The organism is Microcoleus sp. D3_18_C4 (assembly GCF_036702355.1).
GTDB lineage: Bacteria > Cyanobacteriota > Cyanobacteriia > Cyanobacteriales > Microcoleaceae > Microcoleus.
This window is the reverse complement of record NZ_JAUBTF010000017.1, coordinates 90,585-111,088: the sequence shown is the minus strand read 5'-3', so window position 1 is coordinate 111,088 and position 20,504 is coordinate 90,585. Positions and strand designations below refer to the sequence as shown.

General features: G+C 48.3%; 10 protein-coding genes. 4 read left to right on the top strand and 6 right to left on the bottom strand.

Features of this window, described 5'->3' with window-relative positions:
- Positions 1–277: 277 nt before the first annotated feature.
- Complete coding sequence (locus QUA90_RS11490; protein WP_333445542.1) at positions 278–1,243, bottom strand: methyltransferase domain-containing protein; 966 nt, start codon at positions 1,241–1,243, stop codon at positions 278–280.
- Positions 1,244–1,879: 636 nt separating this feature from the next.
- Here QUA90_RS11490 and trxB point away from each other — a divergent pair.
- From trxB to rpoD, 3 genes are all read left to right on the top strand, one after another.
- A complete protein-coding gene (gene trxB / locus QUA90_RS11485) occupies positions 1,880–3,250 on the top strand; it encodes a thioredoxin-disulfide reductase (protein WP_333389047.1) in 1,371 nt (456 codons plus the stop codon).
- A 129-nt stretch (positions 3,251–3,379) separates the two neighbouring features.
- Positions 3,380–4,264: an ABC transporter permease gene (locus tag QUA90_RS11480; protein WP_006632901.1), complete on the top strand. Its 885-nt coding sequence runs from the start codon at positions 3,380–3,382 to the stop codon at positions 4,262–4,264.
- 1,851 nt (positions 4,265–6,115) lie between these two features.
- Positions 6,116–7,282, top strand: a complete 1,167-nt coding sequence (gene rpoD / locus QUA90_RS11475; protein ID WP_333389046.1) for an RNA polymerase sigma factor RpoD — start codon at positions 6,116–6,118, stop codon at positions 7,280–7,282.
- Positions 7,283–7,492: 210 nt separating this feature from the next.
- On the opposite strand, the gene QUA90_RS11470 is transcribed toward rpoD, so the two are convergent.
- The 3 genes from QUA90_RS11470 to QUA90_RS11460 form a co-directional block, all read right to left on the bottom strand.
- The gene (locus tag QUA90_RS11470) at positions 7,493–7,645 is read right to left on the bottom strand and encodes a high light inducible protein (RefSeq protein ID WP_015179166.1); all 153 of its coding nucleotides are present in this window, start codon (positions 7,643–7,645) and stop codon (positions 7,493–7,495) included.
- A 125-nt stretch (positions 7,646–7,770) separates the two neighbouring features.
- Positions 7,771–9,033: an ATP-binding cassette domain-containing protein gene (locus QUA90_RS11465; protein WP_445300103.1), complete on the bottom strand. Its 1,263-nt coding sequence runs from the start codon at positions 9,031–9,033 to the stop codon at positions 7,771–7,773.
- A gap of 255 nt (positions 9,034–9,288) precedes the next feature.
- Complete coding sequence (locus QUA90_RS11460; protein WP_333389044.1) at positions 9,289–11,841, bottom strand: DNA topoisomerase (ATP-hydrolyzing); 2,553 nt, start codon at positions 11,839–11,841, stop codon at positions 9,289–9,291.
- 1,492 nt (positions 11,842–13,333) lie between these two features.
- Between QUA90_RS11460 and QUA90_RS11455 the strand changes: the two genes are divergently transcribed.
- Complete coding sequence (locus tag QUA90_RS11455) at positions 13,334–13,729, top strand: response regulator (RefSeq protein ID WP_006632892.1); 396 nt, start codon at positions 13,334–13,336, stop codon at positions 13,727–13,729.
- Between the two features lie 313 nt (positions 13,730–14,042).
- On the opposite strand, the gene QUA90_RS11450 is transcribed toward QUA90_RS11455, so the two are convergent.
- Positions 14,043–18,173 carry a DNA-directed RNA polymerase subunit beta'' gene (locus QUA90_RS11450; protein ID WP_333445540.1) on the bottom strand — a complete coding sequence of 1,377 codons (4,131 nt, stop codon included), beginning with the start codon at positions 18,171–18,173 and terminating at the stop codon, positions 14,043–14,045.
- A 437-nt stretch (positions 18,174–18,610) separates the two neighbouring features.
- A complete protein-coding gene (locus QUA90_RS11445) occupies positions 18,611–20,485 on the bottom strand; it encodes a DNA-directed RNA polymerase subunit gamma (protein WP_333445538.1) in 1,875 nt (624 codons plus the stop codon).
- Positions 20,486–20,504 lie beyond the last annotated feature (19 nt).

The window sequence follows — 20,504 nt, the reverse complement described above, 5'->3', positions numbered from 1 at the left end:
CGTCCCCCCCGTCTTTTTTGGACGGGGGGGACGCCCATCCCACAAACTTGTGGAAGTTATTTAATTCTCATTCCTTACTTCCTTCCCCGTAGAAGATTATCTACTTCTGATTCTTCCTTCGCGTCCTTCGCGTCTTCGCGGTTCAATCATACTAATTTTTCCGACCCGCCAACAGTAATTAAACAACAAACAGATCGCCCAACGGTAAGGCGCATAGCTCGAAAGGCGTGATCGCTCCTATTGTCATTGGAACTGTTATGGGGCGATCGTCCCGTGCTTACAAAGACTCGCACCAAGCACGTTCTGCCGTCCAGTGTCTGTCTGAAGATTCATAAATCCTCAACCCATCCAACCCGGCATTCTGCATCATCTCCTCAACTTCATCCAGCGTAAATGCTGCTTGCAACGAATCGCTGAATAACTGTTTCTGATGCGCGTTGCAATCTCCCGCATACAGATTGACTAAATTATCCCTGATTTCCGCTTTTTCCGGTCGCAGCAAATCCCGCAAAAAAATTGCTCCCTGCGGCTTCAACACCCGTTTGACTTCCTGGAAAAACGGCAGCGGATCGGGCAAATGGTGGATAATGCTGTTAGAAATCACCATGTCAAAATAATTGTCAGGGTAAGGCATTTCCTTAGCATCGATTAATTCGAGACTAATTTGCGATCGCACGCCTGCCTTTTCCACATTTTGTGCCCCGACTTTTAGCATATTTGCCGACAAATCAATGCAAGTCAATTTCCATGCTGGCCGGAGTTGAGAAATTGCGATCGGAATTCTCGCCGTACCCGTCCCCGCATCCAAAACGTTTCCAAAAACCGGCCCCAACGCCGCAGCACTCTGAGCAAAAGCAGCATTAACCTCAGCAAAGTCCATCGAATCGTATTCGATCGCCTCTTCCAAGGAATCCATCACTTCCGGTTCCAAAACTCGCTGCATAAAATTTATCTCGTTATCTGGCATTTCTATATATGGGTTCAGTTTCGCCTGCAAAAGCTCGACTAACTCCGGTTCCATATATTTGTAATTGTCCGGGATTTGCAGACAAATAACTTTCTTGCCTTCGAGACTTTCGGGAAATTTGCTGCGAAGTCGATCGCCATGCTTCTTCTCCATCACAAATATCAAATCTGCCCAACTGACAAGACCCTCAGTTACTCTGATTCTTGCACCTTTTTCGGTTCCAGCCGATCGCACACTGTAGCCGCTAACATTCTCCCATATCTTCTCTGCAGTCAAACTTCTCCACTTATTCTGGCTGCACACAAACAATATCTTGATTTTATCCATTCAGACACAAATACAAAATTCTATGTTTATCGTGGCACGGGCGTCCCGCCTGTGCTTCCAAAGCGGTTAAAAATTTCCTTCTAATCTCCCCCCGCTGGCACCTTGCATACCACAAATCCTGTATTTTGTCAAACTTGACAAAATCTGCGTTACAATTATTAAACCATAAAATGCGGATTTTGCATAAACAATTGTACTTGTTACATTTGCAGAGTTCGCTAATTTTACGATTTTAAAAGCTTTCAGCGCTAAAATTTTAAATTAGTCATAATGCCCCTGGATTATGAAAATCGTACCACAAGCCTCAAAGCCAGTAAATAGGTAAAATAATTGAGAATGAAGTCAATAATTTTGCTCATCTTTAGATTTTCTTAAGATTTCAGCAGTCAAAATAGATCGAACATTTAAAACTAAATCGACTTTTAGATTGTTTTTGCTTATTAAATTAGCTGGAATTGCCCCGAAGATGGATCGACCCTCAAAAATAGATAGAGATGCTCGATCGCCCAATGGCATCCCACCAAACTCGATCGAACTCTGCTAGAATTAGTAAAACGAAGTCGTTATGAGTTTAAGTAAATAGCTATGACCAACGAAACCGTAGAAAACCTAGTAATTATCGGCTCCGGACCCGCAGGCTACACAGCAGCCATCTACGCCGGGAGGGCAAACCTGAAACCCGTAGTGTTTGAAGGCTACCAAGCCGGAGGTGTCCCCGGCGGTCAACTGATGACCACCACAGAAGTAGAAAACTTCCCCGGCTTTCCCGAAGGCATCACCGGGCCGGAACTCATGGATCGGATGAAAGCTCAAGCAGCGCGCTGGGGTGCGGAGTTATACACAGAAGATGTAATTTCGGTGGATTTGAGCCAGCGTCCGTTTACAGTGCGATCGGAAGACAGAGAAATCAAAACCCACACGATAGTAATAGCTACAGGCGCGACGGCGAAAAGGCTGGGGCTGCCTAGCGAACACGTATTTTGGAGTCACGGCATTTCTGCCTGTGCGATTTGCGACGGCGCTACCCCAATTTTTAAAGGAGTAGATTTAGCTGTAATCGGCGCGGGCGATACAGCAGCGGAAGAATCTATTTATTTGACAAAATACGGCTCTCACGTACATATGCTGGTGCGGCGCGATCAAATGCGCGCCAGCAAAGCCATGCAAGACAGAGTGCTGAGCAATCCCAAAATTACCGTGCACTGGAACACTGAAGCACTGGATATCTTGGGCGAAGCGGGCGGCAAAATGGACGGGGTGAGACTTAGAAATATCGTGACAGGTGCCGAGAGCGATTTGCTGGTGAAAGGATTGTTTTATGCGATCGGTCACACTCCCAACACTCAACTGTTCCAAGGTCAGTTAGAACTCGACGAAGTAGGTTATATCGTTACCAAACACGGTTCGGTAGAAACCAGCGTCGAGGGAGTTTACGCCGTCGGCGACGTACAAGACCACGAGTTTCGCCAAGCCATCACCGCCGCCGGCAGTGGTTGCATGGGGGCGATGCTGGCAGAAAGGTGGCTGTCGTCCAATGGTTTAGCTCAGGAATTCCGCCAAACCGAGGAATCCGAGCAACCCGTCGCAGCACCGGAGGCTCAAAAAGTACGCAAAACCAGCGCGAACTTTGATATCCAAGACACGCGCCACGAAGGAGGTTATGCTTTGCGGAAGTTGTTCCACGATAGCGATCGACTGATTGTGGTCAAATATGCCTCTCCGAGTTGTGGGCCTTGCCACAGCCTCAAGCCGATTTTGAACAAAGTAGTAGATGAGTTCGAGGGCAAAATCCACTACGTGGAAATTGACATCGAAGAAGATCCAGAAATTGCTGAAAATGCTGGCGTGATTGGTACGCCGACGATTCAGTATTTCAAAGACAAAGATTTGGTGGCTGAGCTCAAAGGAGTTAAGCCGAAAAGCCAGTACCGCGAGTTAATTGCCAGTAATTTGTAGAAAGGCAAATTAGCAAAGACTTTTTAACCGCTGATATCTGCGTTCATCTCCGGTTAAAAAGTCTTCCTATGGTTTTCGGTAAATATTGATATGCTGATGAAAACAAATCTGACGCACGAATTATCAATTATGGCTCAAAGCCGCCTCCGACTGCCGCGATTTCTCAACAGTGCCTCACCGTCAAGCCTGTCAATGAAAATGATGTGGGCAGGTTTGACAATAACTGCCGTGTTTATATTGGTAGCCACCTTGTCTCCAGCTATGCAAGCTTGGGGATGGCTGCAAAATCCTACGGAGGCTTTGATTAACCCCATCCACGAACCGCCGTCGGCGAATTATTGGTTTGGTACTAGCCGCAGCGGCTACGATGTGTTTTCCCGCACGCTGTTTGCTTCTCGGGCGGCTTGGCAAGTGGTGATTTTAGCCACATCTTTGAGTTTGTTTATCGGTGTGCCGCTGGGTTTGGTTAGCGGTTATTTGGGCGGTAAGCTCGATCGAGTGTTGTTATTTTTAATGGATACAATTTATACTTTGCCGGGGCTGCTACTTTCTTTGACGCTAGCGTTTGTAGTGGGAAAAGGAGTTTTGAATGCTGCGATCGCCCTGAGCATTTCCTACATCCCTCAATACTACCGCGTCGTCAGGAATCACACCGTCAGCGTCAAAACCGAATTATTTGTCGAAGCTGCGCGAGCAATGGGTGCTGACACTTGGACAGTGCTTTCGCGCTACCTGTTTCTAAATGTGATTCAGAGCGTACCTGTGCTGTTTGCGCTCAACGCTGCCGATGCGATTTTAACATTAGGAGGTTTGGGATTTCTCGGATTAGGACTTCCCGAAGCAACTCCCGAATGGGGACACGACTTGCGTTTAGCTTTAGATGCGCTACCTACTGGCATTTGGTGGACGGCTTTGTTTCCCGGTTTGGCGATGACTTTAATGGTGGTGGGACTGTCTTTGGTGGGGGAAGGATTAAACGAGTTTGTTAACCCCCGCCTGCGGAATCAGCAGTAATCTGTCTTGGGGTTAAATTAAGTTCGCAGTCAGGACTTTAGTGGTTATTCAGCAATATAACAAAAACTGAAGTCCTGACTACAAACACACGCTATAAAGAGATGGTAAGATCAGCCCGATTAATTAATTACTAAATCTTTCTCTCAATAAGGTTAATTCTTTCTAGTAAACCTTCGTTGGGTTGTCAATATAGACAGGGAGCGGAAATTTTTCTTGATAGCTTCATCCCCTAACGGTCAAGCCACATAATTTAAACCAGAGTAGAGGATAAAGCGAGACTCTGTGCTTTCGGAGGACACGCTGTAAATAATAACAAAATTTTGAGCATCGCACCAACGTCCTACCGTTCCATTGCTTTAAGTATCCTGAAGTTTAGGCCTTCTCTAACCATAGCAAGCACATCGCTAACTGGATAAATTTTTCTTCCCTGGCGGAGTTATCATCGGCAGGCAGTTGCAGCAACGTCGGCTGTGGCTTTTTTTCCGTCTGCTTGAAATTATCAAGACAATTCGGGAATCCTACCTACAATTGATGGAAGGAGTTTATTGAATCTTCACACTGTCACAATGTATTTAAAGGAATCGTGAAGTTATACTTCCGGGAGATGTCGAATTGTATTGTTTGTGAGACCCTGCGATCGCGCAAGTGCGAACCGAAAGCCAAAAATTTTAGAGAAGTCCGCAGCCCAGAGTTGCGCAGCGGGTTAACTCTCAGTAGAATTTATCCTGGTGGTTTTTGCCATGGACGCGACAAACTCGTGTCGAACTGCTTAAATAAGAATGTGACGTTAAGAACTTAATGTGATTTAACGTGAAAATTAAACCCAATTTCTGAGATTTGAGCTAACTTAACAATGAAAGCCCCTGTTGCATTACTCAACCCGCAACGCTTCATTGGGGGTCAGAGTCGGTCTCTAATCCAGAGTTACCGACTTAAAACTAAAGCTACGAGCTTTATTCAATCGCAGATTGCGTATGATTCAATTCAGGGAAACAGGGTAATGATGGGTGTATCTACACGGATTGTATTGGTTCCAATTTGGGCAACTCAAAAATTGTCTGCTAACTGTCTGGCCAACTACGCCGCAGCCGTTCACCCAGATATACGCAGAAAACAGGGCCGTTTGATCGTGCCAAAGTTTTTGCGGGCCGTTCTCAGGATTTAGCAGAGCCGGACATGAGTTAGTATTGTCAAGCTAAGCTGACAGAGTTTTCCTAGTTCTTGACCAACAATGGAAAACAACTTCCATTTTTTGTGAGAAAGGCTACAATCGGGAAGGTCTTTGCAAGATCCGATTCTCCCCGTTTGGTGCTTCAACCCTCTGCTGTTGCATTTGAGGCAGCAGACCGGCATCCAAGGTGGCGAAAACTTGCCGTGCAACTGTCATGTCTGACAACCAGAGTGAAAGCAAGGCGAATCAAAAGTTCGACACCTCCAATACAAAAGTTAGAGGGTTCCGTGCGGGAAAACTTGTACGGGTAAAAGCTCGAAGTACCGAGTAAAAAAGCCAGTATTTTTGGAAGTGTGATCGATCGCACTTCATGGTTTGCTTCTGGGGGCAAGGTATTGCAGATGATGTGGTAACTCGCTCCGAAAGAAAAAGCCGCTAGCTCAATTTAAGGTCGCGATGTTAAAATCTGCGATCAATTGAATGCGCTGACTGCTTCAAACCAGAACTCGAACCGTGACTCATAAAACAGGTGCAGTTTCGGTAACAAATTCAGCTAGCAGACCAAAAATCCCACTATTTCTTCCTGCGGGAATGTCAATCCTGGCTAACTTGTCTAAACTACAAACAGACACTATTCCACTGTTATTTATTCTTTAATTCAGGAGCATGAGGAAGACGGCATGATCCCAGCTAACACCGTACTCGCAACCACAATTACACCGGAAATGGAAACAATCGAGTTGCTTCGGGGCGCCGAAAGCGTTCTACCTGAGAGCGAGTTAGAACTCTTTATCGACGAAGAAGACGATCGAGAAGAATTCTTAGACTCTCAATCTGAGGAAGATCCTAAATCTGGCAAAGGCGCCAAAGCCCGCCGTCGGGCACAGGCAAAGAAAAAGCATTATACTGAAGACTCTATTCGTCTTTACCTGCAAGAAATCGGTCGGATTCGACTGCTGCGAGCTGACGAAGAGATTGAACTAGCACGCAAGATTGCAGATTTGCTGGAATTAGAGCGAGTTCGAGAACAACTGCTCGAAGAGTATAACCGCGAACCCAAAGACAGCGAATGGGCGAATGCTGTAGATATGGCACTTCCTGCATTCCGTCACCGACTCCACGTCGGTCGTCGGGCCAAGGAAAAAATGGTGCAATCAAACCTGCGTTTGGTGGTGTCGATCGCCAAAAAATACATGAATCGCGGTTTGTCTTTCCAAGATTTGATTCAGGAAGGCTCTTTGGGTCTGATCCGGGCCGCTGAAAAATTCGATCACGAAAAAGGCTACAAGTTTTCTACCTACGCAACTTGGTGGATACGTCAAGCCATCACCAGGGCAATCGCCGACCAATCCCGCACTATCCGCCTGCCTGTTCACCTTTACGAAACCATTTCGCGCATCAAGAAAACTACCAAACTCCTGTCTCAGGAAATGGGTCGCAAGCCTACGGAAGAAGAAATTGCTACCCGCATGGAGATGACGATCGAGAAGTTGCGGTTCATTGCTAAGTCCGCACAGTTGCCCATCTCTCTAGAAACTCCGATCGGCAAAGAGGAAGACTCACGTCTGGGAGATTTTATTGAATCTGACGGGGAAACACCAGAAGATCAAGTCTCGAAAAACTTGCTTAGGGAAGACTTGGAAAGCGTTTTGGATACTCTCAGCCCCCGAGAACGAGATGTACTGCGGCTGCGTTACGGCTTAGATGACGGACGGATGAAGACCTTGGAGGAAATTGGTCAAATCTTTAACGTCACTCGTGAGCGGATTCGCCAAATCGAGGCTAAAGCCCTGCGGAAGTTGCGCCATCCCAACCGGAACAGCATCTTAAAAGAATATATCCGCTAGAGTAATTTGCTAGCATCACCCAAAAGAGTGATTCGCAGTCTTTTGGGTGGGAGACCCCCCGCCCCGGTTTCAGCTATAGCTGTTAAATTTTGTGCGGCTAACAGCAGGGAGCAATTGGCTATTTGTGGCCCAAATCGTGCTGTCAAAATTTTGGGAGTCCGTTACGGAACTCCCAAGCTTTGCAGTGTCACAAAAGTCTTAACTAGAAAATTACATCACGCCCCAAAAGTGAAGCAGACCTTGACCGGAAACCAATTCGATGATGACAGCGGCAGAGAAACCAATCATCGCCAAACGACCGTTCCAATTTTCGGCTCCTTCGCTGAAGCCCCAGTTCCAAGCGTTGCGTTTTTGTTCTTGCATAGTGCGAACTCCTTTCGTTAACTTGTGTAAGGCTTATGTAAATAAATATAACATTCCTTGATAAAAATGCAAGCTTGTGATTAGTGACATCGGTCACAACGGTCGATCGACCTTGATGATTTTGCCTAACGAGGAAAAATAGCCAACTCGGTATCAGGGTCGAACAAGTGAATTTTGTCATGGGCGATGGCCAACCAAAGCTCCTCGCCAACTCGGATCGATCGCTCAGGAGGAACCCGCACTTGCATCCGCACGGCCGGGGCATCCGTCAAACAAACCCCCAAATAAGTTTCGTGTCCCAAAGCCTCTACAATTTCCACTTGTACTGAAATATTTTTCGTAGCCGGAGGGTTAATGCTCAGATGTTCCGGCCGAATGCCCAAAATTAGGCCTCGCCCGTCATATTGTTGTAGACTTTTAGCCCAAATATCGGGTAAAGTAAAGCGAAATTGCGGGTGAGAAATCAACAGCGGAGCACTAAATTCCACCGACAAGAAATTCATCGGCGGAGAACCGATAAACTCAGCAACAAACAGATTAGCCGGCTTGTTGTAAAGCTCTAGAGGTCGAGCTACTTGCTGAATCTGGCCGACCTTCATAATAGCAATCCGATCGCCCATAGTCATCGCCTCAGTTTGGTCGTGAGTCACATAAATAGTTGTAGTGCCCAACTGTCGCTGCAACTGCACAATTTGCGATCGAGTTTCCGCCCTCAATTTCGCATCCAGATTCGATAGCGGTTCGTCCATCAAAAACACTTCAGGATTCCTAGCCATCGCCCTACCCAAAGCTACGCGCTGCTTTTGCCCTCCCGAAAGTTGTTTTGGCAAGCGATTTAAAAGAGATTCTATTTGCAATAATTCAGCTACCTCTCGCACTCGTTTTCCTACAGCCTTTTCCCGTTCCGACCAATAGCGCAAACCCGGAGGCAACTTGCGAGTCGCTCCTCCTAAAAAGTCCTCAAACAAAAGATAAATAAGAGGATTTTTTAAAGAATTAGAAGCTAAATAATTAATAACCTCTTCTAGCTTATTCCTAATTTTTTCTATCTTCTGGCTGCTTCCTTCTTCTCCTTGTATCTTCCCCCTTATCCCTTCTTCCTTCTTCCCTCTTCCTTCTTCCTTCTTCCTTCTTCCTTCTTCCTTCTTCCTTCTTTCGTCTTTCTCCCTTTCCGAGCGACGCAATCCAAAGGCGATATTATCGTAAACTGTTAGGTGAGGATAGAGAGCATAATTTTGAAATACCATAGCGATATCTCGGTCTTTAGGAGGCAAATCGTTAAGGAGCCGAGCGCCAACCCAAATATTGCCGGCAGTCAAAACTTCCAAACCGGCGATCGATCGCAGCAAAGTGCTTTTTCCGCAGCCAGAAGGCCCCACCAACACCATGAATTCCCCGTCTTCGACCGTCAGGTTAATGCGCCGCAAAACGCTGTTAGACGCAGGGCGATCGGCTAGAGGTGAGACACTTTCTGCGACGGTGTTTGCTTCTTTTTCCTGTTCTCCTTGGCGGAGGGGAAAACTTTTGTAGATATTTTCTAATACAACTTGCGCCATTAAACAATTTTAGATTTGAGATTTTAGATTTTAGATTGGGCATGGGGCTTGCTCAATGCCCGATGCCCAAGGCCCAATGCCCAATGACTATTGACTGCTGATAACTTTGATGATTCTTTCACCCGGATTGAGGTCAAAAACTCGATCGCCCGCAGCATCTTTCCCCCAAAAAGCTATACCATCAATAGTCGATCGCAACAGGCGGCCAGAATTAGTAAAAAGTTTGACATCCGTACCCGGAACAGCCTGCAGCAACCCAACTAAAGCATCTTTAGGCTCTGAGAAACGAAAAGCTTGAGTGCCAATTTCCCCCCGGTTAGTAAGTCTGACAGAACCTGCGGGCATTCGTTTTGCCCAACCCAACTCAGAAAATAGCACCAGACTGTCGTTCGCGTCCAGAGTGATGCAACCCACCAACTCTTCCTGCTTCCGCAACCTGGTTACTTGAGATCCCTGGGCTGCGCGGCCCATTGGTGGCAATTGTTCATCATCAATCTCAAACCGGAGGACTCGGCCTCCTGAAGTTGCGATCGCCACTTGCTCGCCGACTTTACCCAGACTCGCACAGCGCAGCCGATCGTCCTCCTTGAGTTTAACAACAGTAACGCCACGATTAGTCAAATCAGCAAATTCCTGCATCGGCAAGCGCTTAATTTTCCCTTGCTGAGTCAGAGTTACTAAATCTGCCGCTTCCGAATTTTCCGGCAAAATAAAGTGTGCAACTGTGATTTCCGACAAAGCGCGACCGGCACTATCTTTAGTAGCACTCGGCGACAACAAACTAACGATCGGCGTTCCCCGGTCTTTGGCGCTACTACTAGGAATATCGGCCACTTTCAGTGGGTAAGCTTTGCCGTTAGGAGTTAAAACGACCAAAGTGCGATCGGTTTTCGTCAGATTTGCCGTCAAAATAAAATCTTCATTTTTTTCTAAAGCTGAAACCGATTTTTCGCGACTTTTCGAGCGTGGCTTTTCCCCAGTCGGCAAGCGTCGCACGTACTGCTTGTGCGAAAATTCAACAATAGTTTCCTCTGCCTCTATAACCGGCAATAAGCTAGGCTGAATCGTTGCCGGCGACAACTGCTTCACCGCAGAATTTTTCTTACCAGCAAATTGTGATTCGGCGTTTGCTGCGCGTCCGGTTCCATTGGCGAATTTAGTGCGGCGGGGGTCAGCGTACTTGCGTTTGAGCGAGCGAAATTCCTTCTTTAAAGCCTTCAAAAGTTCGCGCCTGTCGCTCAACAACCGCTGCAATTCTTGAATATTAGCCATCAACTCATCAAACTCAGACTGCAAATTTTGCCTTTCCAAACCAGTCAGCCTCCGCATAGGCATCGCCAAAATCGCATCAGCTTGACTTTCGCTCAAATTGAGGCGAACTTGCAAAGTTTGCTTAGCAGTAGAGCCGTCAGGAGAATTTCTGAGAATGTCGATCGCAGTATCGAGATTTGTCAAAGCCAACATTAAGCCTTGGACAATATGACAGCGGCGTTCTGCAGCTTGCAACTCGTAATTGTAGCGGCGGGTAAGAGTCACTTCCCGGAAATCCAGAAATTCCTGCAACAATTGTCTCAGCGTCAACTGTCGCGGTTGACCGTTGACAATTGCCAGCAAAATGGCCCCAAAATTTGTTTGCAGGTCAGTTTGTTGGTAAAGGCGAGCCAGAACCGCTTCTGGGGTAAATTCCCGCTTGAGTTCAATCACTACTCGAATCCCTTCGCGATCGCTCTCGTCACGCAAATCAGAAATACCGTCGAGGCGACCAGCATTTACCAACTCCGCCACCTTTTCAATCCAAGCCGCCTTATTTACCTGAAACGGAAACTCCGTCACCACGATCGCCGTTTTAGTACGCACCTTGCGATTACCTGGCACCTCTTCCACACCGGCCACACCCCTGACCGCAATGCTGCCTCGACCCTTAGTGTAGGCGTCAACAATGCCCTCTGTAGCGACAATTTCCCCTCCGGTTGGAAAATCCGGGCCCGGAATCAGTTCTATCAACTTCTCGTCGGATAGTTCCGGGTTTTCAATCAAAGCAATTAAACCGTCTACCACCTCTCCCAAATTGTGCGGCGGGATATTAGTTGCCATCCCCACAGCAATGCCCGTACAGCCATTGAGTAAAAGAAACGGCAACTGAGCAGGCAGCGCCGTCGGTTCCTGCTGCGAACTGTCAAAGTTAGCAGTAAAATCAACAGTTGCATCGCCGACTTGGGTTAGCATAGCTTCGTGGGCGATCGGTGCCAGCCTCGTTTCCGTATAGCGCATAGCAGCCGCCGGATCATTGTCCACCGAACCGAAATTGCCGTGACCCGCCAGTAAAGGATAGCGGCTCGAAAACTCCTGAACCATGCGTACCAGAGCGTCGTAAACCGATTGGTCGCCGTGGGGGTGATATTTTCCCAAAACATCTCCAACTACCCGGGCGCACTTACGGTAAGGTCGGTCTGGCGTCAGACCGAGTTCGTGCATCGCGTACAAAATTCGACGGTGAACTGGTTTTAAACCGTCGCGGACATCAGGCAAAGCTCGCCCGACGATCACACTCATGGCATATTCGAGGTACGATTGCTGCATCTCGGCGTGCAGAGGCGTAGAAATTACTTGCCCGGAAAGTAGGTTGAGTTGTTTAGCCATGAGTCCTTGTGTCCGTTAATTCCTGAGTGAAAACAGCCTCTGTCAATAATGCCGAGGTTCCCTGTCTCGATTTAAAAGTCTTTGCCGCAGGCGAACCGAAAGTTCGATCCAACCGCCCAGTTGAAGAATAAAAATAAACTTAACTTGTGAAAGCAGAATCAGAGTCCCGAAGACGGGCAACACTTGCCTCTTACTCTCCACTCTTACCCTAACCTCTATGTTGCCTTCATTTGTGCCTACCTGTCTATTTACCTTCTGCCGTGAGAAGGTTGATTCGCAGGAAAACACTGAAGGCCAGAAACTCAGAACCTAGTGAGGCTTTAGCTCTTCCTAGGAAAGCGTCACAAGGGACTTGAGTCCCCGTCAATCCATGATAGAATTTAATTGCAATTAGGAATAACCATCTACCCGAAGAAATATTCTATTCAGGAGAAACCCCAGATTGATCTCGTCTCAGTACAGCCGTAGCGTTGATCAAGCAGCAATGGTAGACGATCGAGCTTAGCGTATTGTGGCAAGCGTGATGGACTCCGAAAGTATTAAACAAGAAAAGTAAGCCCAATTGGAATACTTCTGGTAGTGGTACTTGTTCTGATCGTGTAGAGGCGACTGGACTATGAGTGAACTCCCAGTTTTGGGCTTATTCAACAATAGAGCGTTGCCATGACTCGCTGAGAGTGTCAAAAATGCCGATATTGATGAATTATCACTCAAAAGCTCTCCTGGCGATCTCTCCTAGTCTGACATCCCATTGATGAACGGAAGCGTCGATATTTTAAGCTGTTTTGAGGGGTTAAAACAGAGAATTAGGAATCTCCAACAATCCCCACCAATCCCCGCTAGATTCGCTACTCCGAATGCTGTGGCGACGGGAGTACGTGAATAAACATGGCTTGATTCTAATGAGGAAGAAGGAAAATAATTATCACACATTCCCGACTCTAATCCCAGTTCAAAAAATAATGCAACTGTAGGTCCGTGCTCCAAACTGATATCCAGTCAATCAGTTCCCATCTAAAATCTAAAATCTAAAATCTAAAATCTAAAATGGTAGAAGCCGGAGGCTTTACCGAAAGAGAGGATATTATAAGTCCAGGACGCACGGGTAGTCAGAAACCCGGTTTTTTCATAGCAATAGTTCGTTATAGCCGGCCGAAACGAGCAAAAACCGGGTTGCGCGGCGCCGTCCCGGCCTCCTAGATTGTACTAGAAACCTGCTACCTGAGAATCTTGAGGCTCTCACCAGTGCCAGGTCTAGTTATAAAAAACAACTAAACTGTCTGTGTGTAGTAGTCTAAATGATGGTACTGGATGCTTCTAGGCATCTGTAAACCCTCTCACAGCTAGTGGCTCAAGGATATACATACGGGTTTTGCAGGGTTCCCGGCTAATGGCGCTAAAAACTCTGCATTTTTGACGGGGAATGTACTCCCCGTGTCGTGTTCCTCTTTGGACTAAAGTCACAAAGTTTCTATACTTCCCATATTTATTTATGAAAACCGTTCTGATTGTAGAGGACGATTTGGTTAATGCTCGGGTTTTTTCCAAAATTCTGACTAAGCGGGGGGGCTTAGCCGTGAAGCACACGGAAAATGTTGAAGAGGTGATGCAGATTGCTGCCAACGGCGAAGCTGATTTGATTTTAATGGATGTGTCTCTTTCCCGCAGCGTGTACCAGGGCAAATCTGTTGACGGCATTAAGATTACTCAACTGCTCAAAGCTGACCCGCAAACGGCATCGCTGCCGATTATTTTGGTGACTGCTCACGCGATGGCTGGTGATAAAGAAACATTTCTGGATCAAAGCGGTGCCGACGGTTACATCTCTAAACCTGTGGTAGACCATCAAGAGTTTGTTAATCAAATCAAGGCTTTGCTGCCTGATTGAGTGAATCATACATGAAGAAGGAGTAAGAAGGAAGAAGGAAAAAGGAAGAAGGAAGAAAGAATTGTTTGTTTAAACCAACAAACAATTAAAACTCTAGAATTACAAAGTTTGCTTAAACTCTGAATCTTCCTTCTTCCTTCTTCCTTTCGATGTCAAGAAAGCACAATGCTATGAGTTCGGACTTGTAATTTGTGAGGCAAAATTTGAGATTTTTATGACGAGTGAAATCGAAGTGTGCGGCGCCCGTGGAACCAACTAATCCTCGTGCCTCGCGCAACGCTGTTCGCTCACTCATGCAATCTCAAAACTATGATTAGTCTTCGTCCTCATCGAAGTCAAAACCGATATCATCATCATCGTCAACATCTGATCCCAAGGCATCATCCTCAGTCTCAGCGACAAAATCGTCGTCATCAACCTCAACTTCCTCAAAATCCTCATCAGGCTCAAGATCAGACGGGCGCCCGATCTCAAAACCGCTCTCGATCGTATAAGCGCGGCGCGCAGTACGATCGTCAAGTACCACATCCTCCTGTAAATCGTGGATGTCGTCATCAAACACAGCACCATCAAAACCCGCATCCTGAACCCCAGCATCCTCATAGGCATTGAACCCAGTACCCGCAGGAATCAGGCGGCCGATAATCACATTTTCCTTAAGTCCGCGCAGCCAGTCAGACTTACCTTCGATCGCAGCCTCAGTCAACACCCGTGTAGTCTCCTGGAACGAAGCAGCGGAAATAAAGCTATCAGTATTCAGCGAAGCCTTAGTAATCCCCAGCAACACCGGAGTATAATCCGCCGGCGCTCCACCAGTAATTGACATCGCCTCATTCACCTGCTCAACCTGCCGCAATTCTACCAACTCACCGGGGAGCATAGTAGTATCGCCGCCATCTTCCATCCTGACTTTGTTGGTCATCTGGCGGACAATCACCTCAATGTGCTTGTCAGAAATATCCACGCCCTGAGACTGATAAACCGACTGCACCTCATTCACCAAAAACGTCTGTACCTGTTGGAAACTCTCCAAGGCAGCCTCAAAAGTAGACTGCCGCTCCTTGAGCACGTGGAAGAACACCTCCAGAATTTCGTGAGGGTTAGCAGGCCCGTCGGTCAAAGCTTCGGCGACGCCTACGCGCTGTCCGTCGGAAACGATCGGGTTTTGACCAGGCAACAAAGGATACTCCTCAATCCGGCCATCATCCTCAATCACCGCAAGTTCCACAACATCGTCATCCGTAACCACACGAGCCGTCCCCGGCCGCTTGGCTAAAATACAAGCTTCCTTCGGCTTCCGCCCTTCAAGAAGTTCCTCAATCCGTGGCAAACCCTGAATAATATCCCCAGTCTTTGCCCGCTCAAACACCAGAATCACCAAATTGTCACCCCGCTGCACCAAATCGCCATCGTCTACGTGCAGCACCGCACCAGCCGAAACCCGGTAAGGACGCGCCACTCTGAGCAAGAGTTTCGCTGGTTCTGTCTCCGACGCAGGTACAACCTTCACAACTTGGCCGGACTCTTCGAGAACAACCCCCGGAGCTATTTCGGTACCAGCTACCAGCAGTTGACCCGGACTCACATCCGGCGTACCTGCCACAGAGATCGAAATAGAATCCGCATCTCGCATCACCAACAGTCGGCGCACTGGTTCACCATGCCCCTCACGGATGCCTCGAACGATACCCGCTTCTTTGCAGAGAATCTCTGTGCGGGCGACTACTGCCCCAGGTGCGATCGACTGCCCATCTTCGACCAACAGCCGCGTGTGAGTGCTGCCTTGAGTCGGATCGGCAGACACGTCCCGCCGAATCACTAGCGATTCCAAAATCACTAGCTGCAAGCGGAAAGTCTTGGAAACTCGATCGCCCCCATCAGCCACAGCCATCGCCAACTCTTGCGACGCACTAGCGTCTTCAGGCGAACCCCAAGCCGGGCCCGAACCGTCCGCCCCAAAAGCCATAGCATCATCCTCATCCGGCAGCAGCTCGATATCCGCCGCCAGTTGCGGAGCTCCCGAACCTATTTCTAAAATAAGCTGAGTCCGCAGCAGTTCCAATCCCTCGACAGATTTGACGCGCTCCCCATCCTTATAAGGAAGTCGCTGCACCGCTTTCAAAGAGATTGACTCATTGAGCGCCGTTTGAGAAGGCACAGGTGGCTTATCCGGCACTGGAAACTCCACCACAGGCCGCAGCAGCAAAGCCGGGCCTTCGGGAGTTTCGATATACTCCGCATAGCCCAACTCTTCGGCAATCAAGCCAGGGAAAATCTCTTGACCTGCGTTGACGATTTGACCTTCCCCAAATGTTAGTGGCGGGCGGTCTACTACATGGAGTGTGCCCGGTTTGATCACAATTTCCCGGAGGATGTCATTTTTCTGAGTGATTTCCACTGCCCCGCTGGTTTGGCAGAAAATATCCTTAACGACTTCTGTACCGGCCTCAACGTACTGGCCGTCTTCCACCAGCAGCAATGAAATATCTTTATTTACCTCATGGCACTCTTCCGGTATCCAGAGCAGAGTGCCGCCTTTGACCACTTCGTAGCCAAGTTTAGCTTTGCCGCGCTTGTGGACTTCCACCCCGCCGTACTTGACAATGCCCCCTGTAGCTGTGCGGTAGCTGTCGTCGAGCAGTTCGGCGACGACTTCCCCGTTAATCACTTTGCTCCCAGGAGCCGTCTTCAGGGAAAACCGCTGCTTAGAAGATGTTTCTATCGTGTAGTGGTCGCGGCCGCCTGCACTTTCAGCTCGCACGACTGCTTGGTCGAGCAGGACTTGGGCGGTGATAATTTCAATTTCTCTGGGGTCAGCGATGCGGACTACGCCACCGTGTTCGGAGACGAGTTTAGTTTCGGCAATCACGCTTTCGGCCGGAATGCGATCGCCATTTTTCACTGCTGGTTCCGCGCCAGGGGGCAAGTTGTAGACCTCTCCTGAAAGAATCCAAATCAGCCCGCCTTTGCTGGCTGTGCGGGTGGTATTCCCTTGGCGGTCGGTTTTTTCTTCTGGCACCAAATCAGCAAATTTGGCTTCTCCGGCTAAGTCGGAAGCCACGTCTGTAGTCACTTTTTCCGTAGTTTTGCGGGCGGCGCGACCGACGATCGGCACTTCTGCCAAAACTTGACCGGGAATGGCACGCTGTCCGTCTTTGACCATCAGAGTAGAACCCTGGACGATCGCCAATTCAATTTTCAGCTTTTGATTTTTGGCGCCGGATTTCCCTTCTTCAAAACCGTCGCCCTCAAATACAAGTTTGCCGTTGTTTTCTGCCACCAGTGCTTCTTCGCCGTGTCTGGTGCGGAACGAGCGAGTACGCAAGTTCTTGAATTTCACTACACCGGGGAACGGTGCGCGTTCTTGTTTCGCGACTTCTCCAGTGAATACGCCGCCGGTGTGGAAGGTACGCATGGTGAGCTGGGTTCCCGGTTCCCCGATCGACTGAGCTGCAATAATCCCGATCGCTTCTCCCATGTCCACCATTTTCAAGTGGGCGAGACTCCAGCCATAGCAGTGCTGACAAACCGATCGGGTAGATTCACAAGTCAAGGGCGATCGTAAATACACCTCTGGCACCCCAGAATTACCAATTTCCGTCGCCAACTCCTCGGTAATTGGCTGATTTCGGACAGCTTTTTCGCTGCCGTAAGACACGATTTCCCCGGTTTTGGGGTGCACCACATCTCTGGCGAACACGCGCCCTAGCAGCCTGTCCTTGAGGGGAATCAGCACGGTTGCTCCGTCCGTCATCGGGCGCACTCGAATTCCCCGCTGGGTGCCGCAGTCCACTTCCCGCACAATTACGTCTTGGGACACATCCACCAACCGGCGAGTCAAATAGCCAGAGTCTGCCGTCCGCAACGCCGTATCTACCAAGCCTTTGCGCGCGCCGTAGGAAGAGATGATGTATTCCGTGACGGTGAGTCCTTCGCGGAAGTTGGTTTTAATTGGCAAGTCGATGATTTCTCCTTGGGGGTCAGCCATCAATCCGCGCATTCCGACTAGCTGCCGCACTTGAGAAATGTTTCCCCGCGCCCCGGAGAATGCCATCATGTAGACCGAGTTTAGGGGGTCTGTGGCTCGGAAGTTTTTGACTACTTCGTCTTTGAGGTCTTCTGATGTGCTGTTCCAGGTATCGATTACTTTTTGGAAGCGTTCGACTTCGGTGATTTCGCCTCTGGTGTATTTTTGTTCGGTGATGCGGATTTCTTCTTCGGCTGCATCGAGGAGCGATCGTTTTGACGGGGGCACTTGCAGGTCGTCTACGCTAATCGAAACTCCCGCTCGTGTCGCAAAGCGGAAACCCAAGTCTTTGAGTTTATCTGCCATTTGCGCTGTACGGGCCGTTCCGTAGTGCATGAAAGACCAAGAGATTAATTTTTTGAGCTGACCTTTGTCAACAACTCGATTGCGAAAAACAATTTCTTTATTTTCTGTCATTTTTCTGAGTAGTGGTAATTGGTAACTTTTACTGCCGTTCGACTTCGGCTCCCCTGAGCGAAGCCCAAGGTTTCAGAACGTAGCCGAAGTATTGGTAATTGGTAAGTGGTAAGTGGTAATTGATAAGTACAGCGACGGGAAAAAACAACGAGCCTTTTGTAGGGGCTGGTTTAGCGTATAAGGAACCGGAGCTTCGGCTAGGAGATGAATCGACTCACCTGCCCTTCCCATAATAAAGTTTATTTGCACCTACTTACTTAATTGGTAATTGGTAACTTTTACTGCCCTTAGACTTTGCTCAGTCACCGCGTCGCTGAAAGTATTTGTAAGTAGTAATGGGTGAATTTTCCGGTTGCAATCACTATTATTTGTTAGCGATTATTTCTCAGTTATTACCCATTACCTCTTATCAATTACCTCTTACCCCTTACCCCTTTCTAATTGTTAATTACCGATTCGATGGTTTGGTGATAGATAATCCGGCCCGGAGTAGTGCGAATGAACTGATTGAGAACCTTGCCCTCTCCGTCTTCCCGAACCCGGCGGAACTTGTATTCTTTCGTCACTATACCGTCGCTAGAGCGTTCCACCTTCAGCGGTTCTCCCTCTGGTTCTGCGTTTTCTATAGCACCTTGAAACCTCACCCACACATAAGAGTGCAAGTCAACGATTCCTTGTTCGTAAGCTACAACCGCGTCGGTAAGGTTGGAGAAATAGTGACCGGCTCCTTTTTGAGCGTCAGGATTCTCGGCTGTCAAGTAATAGCAACCGAGCACCATATCTTGAGAAGGAGTAACGATCGGTCTTCCGGTTGCCGGCGACATAATGTTGTTAGAAGCCAGCATCAGCAAGCGCGCTTCCGCCTGAGATTCCAGAGACAAAGGCACGTGCACTGCCATTTGGTCGCCGTCAAAGTCAGCGTTAAAAGCCGGACAGACTAGCGGGTGAAGCTGAATAGCCCTCCCGTCCACCAAAATTGGCTCAAAGGCTTGAATCCCCAAACGGTGCAGCGTCGGCGCCCGGTTTAGCATTACCGGGTGTCCTTCAATCACCTCCTGAAGCACGTCCCAAACACTGGGATCGTTGCGCTGGATCAGTTTTTTGGCAGCTTTGATGTTGTTGACCAATCCTTGGCGGATCAAGCGGTGGATTACGAAAGGCTGGAAAAGTTCGATCGCCATTTCCCTCGGCAAACCGCACTGATGAATTTTCAGTTTCGGCCCCACCACAATCACCGAACGCCCGGAGTAGTCAACCCGTTTCCCCAGCAAGTTTTGCCGGAAGCGACCTTGTTTCCCTTCAATGATGTCCGACAGCGACTTCAGCGGGCGGTTGTTTGCCCCCACCACTGTCCGGCCCCGGCGACCGTTGTCAATCAGCGCATCCACAGCTTCTTGCAGCATCCGCTTTTCGTTGCGGATGATAATCTCCGGTGCCAGAATTTCTTGCAGTCTCGCCAAGCGGTTATTGCGGTTGATGACTCTCCGATAAAGATCGTTGAGGTCGCTCGTTGCAAAACGCCCGCCGTCTAGCTGTACCATCGGCCGCAAGTCGGGGGGAATCACCGGAATCACATTGAGCACCATCCAATCGGGTTGAGAACCCGTAGCGATGAAGTTGTCAATTACCCGCAAGCGTTTAATTAACTTTGCCCGTTTTTGACCTTTAGCATTAGCAATATCTTCCCGCAACTTTTCCGCTTCACTTTCTAGCGGAATATTTTGCAGCAAAACTTGCAAAGCTTCAGCACCAATCCCCACTTCTACACCTGTGAGTGTGGAATCTTCGCTGTAAAGTTCGTCTTCTATTTCCAGCCAAGCATCTTCCGTGAGCAATTGCTTGTATTGCAGCTTCTCTGCATTACCTGCATTTAGGACAACGTAGGCATTGAAATAAACTATTTGTTCGACATCTCGCAGCGGCATATCTAACAGAATTGCCATGTAACTCGGGATGCCTTTGAGATACCAAACGTGAGCTACTGGAGCTGCTAATTTGATAAAGCCCATGCGATGGCGGCGGACGCGAGATTCAGTGACTTCAACACCGCATCTTTCGCAAACAATGCCTCTATGGCGAACTCGTTTGTACTTACCACAATGACATTCCCAATCTTTTGCAGGCCCAAAAATGCGCTCGCAAAACAAGCCATCCATTTCCGGTTTTAACGTGCGATAATTTATGGTCTCCGGTTTTGTCACCTCTCCAGTAATCTGACCGTTGGGTAAAGTTCTCTCTCCCCACTGTCGAATTCTTTCTGGTGAAGCTAACCCGATCTTGACGTAATCAAAGCGTTGTTCTATTTTAGCCATTCTTGACTCCAATTGATAA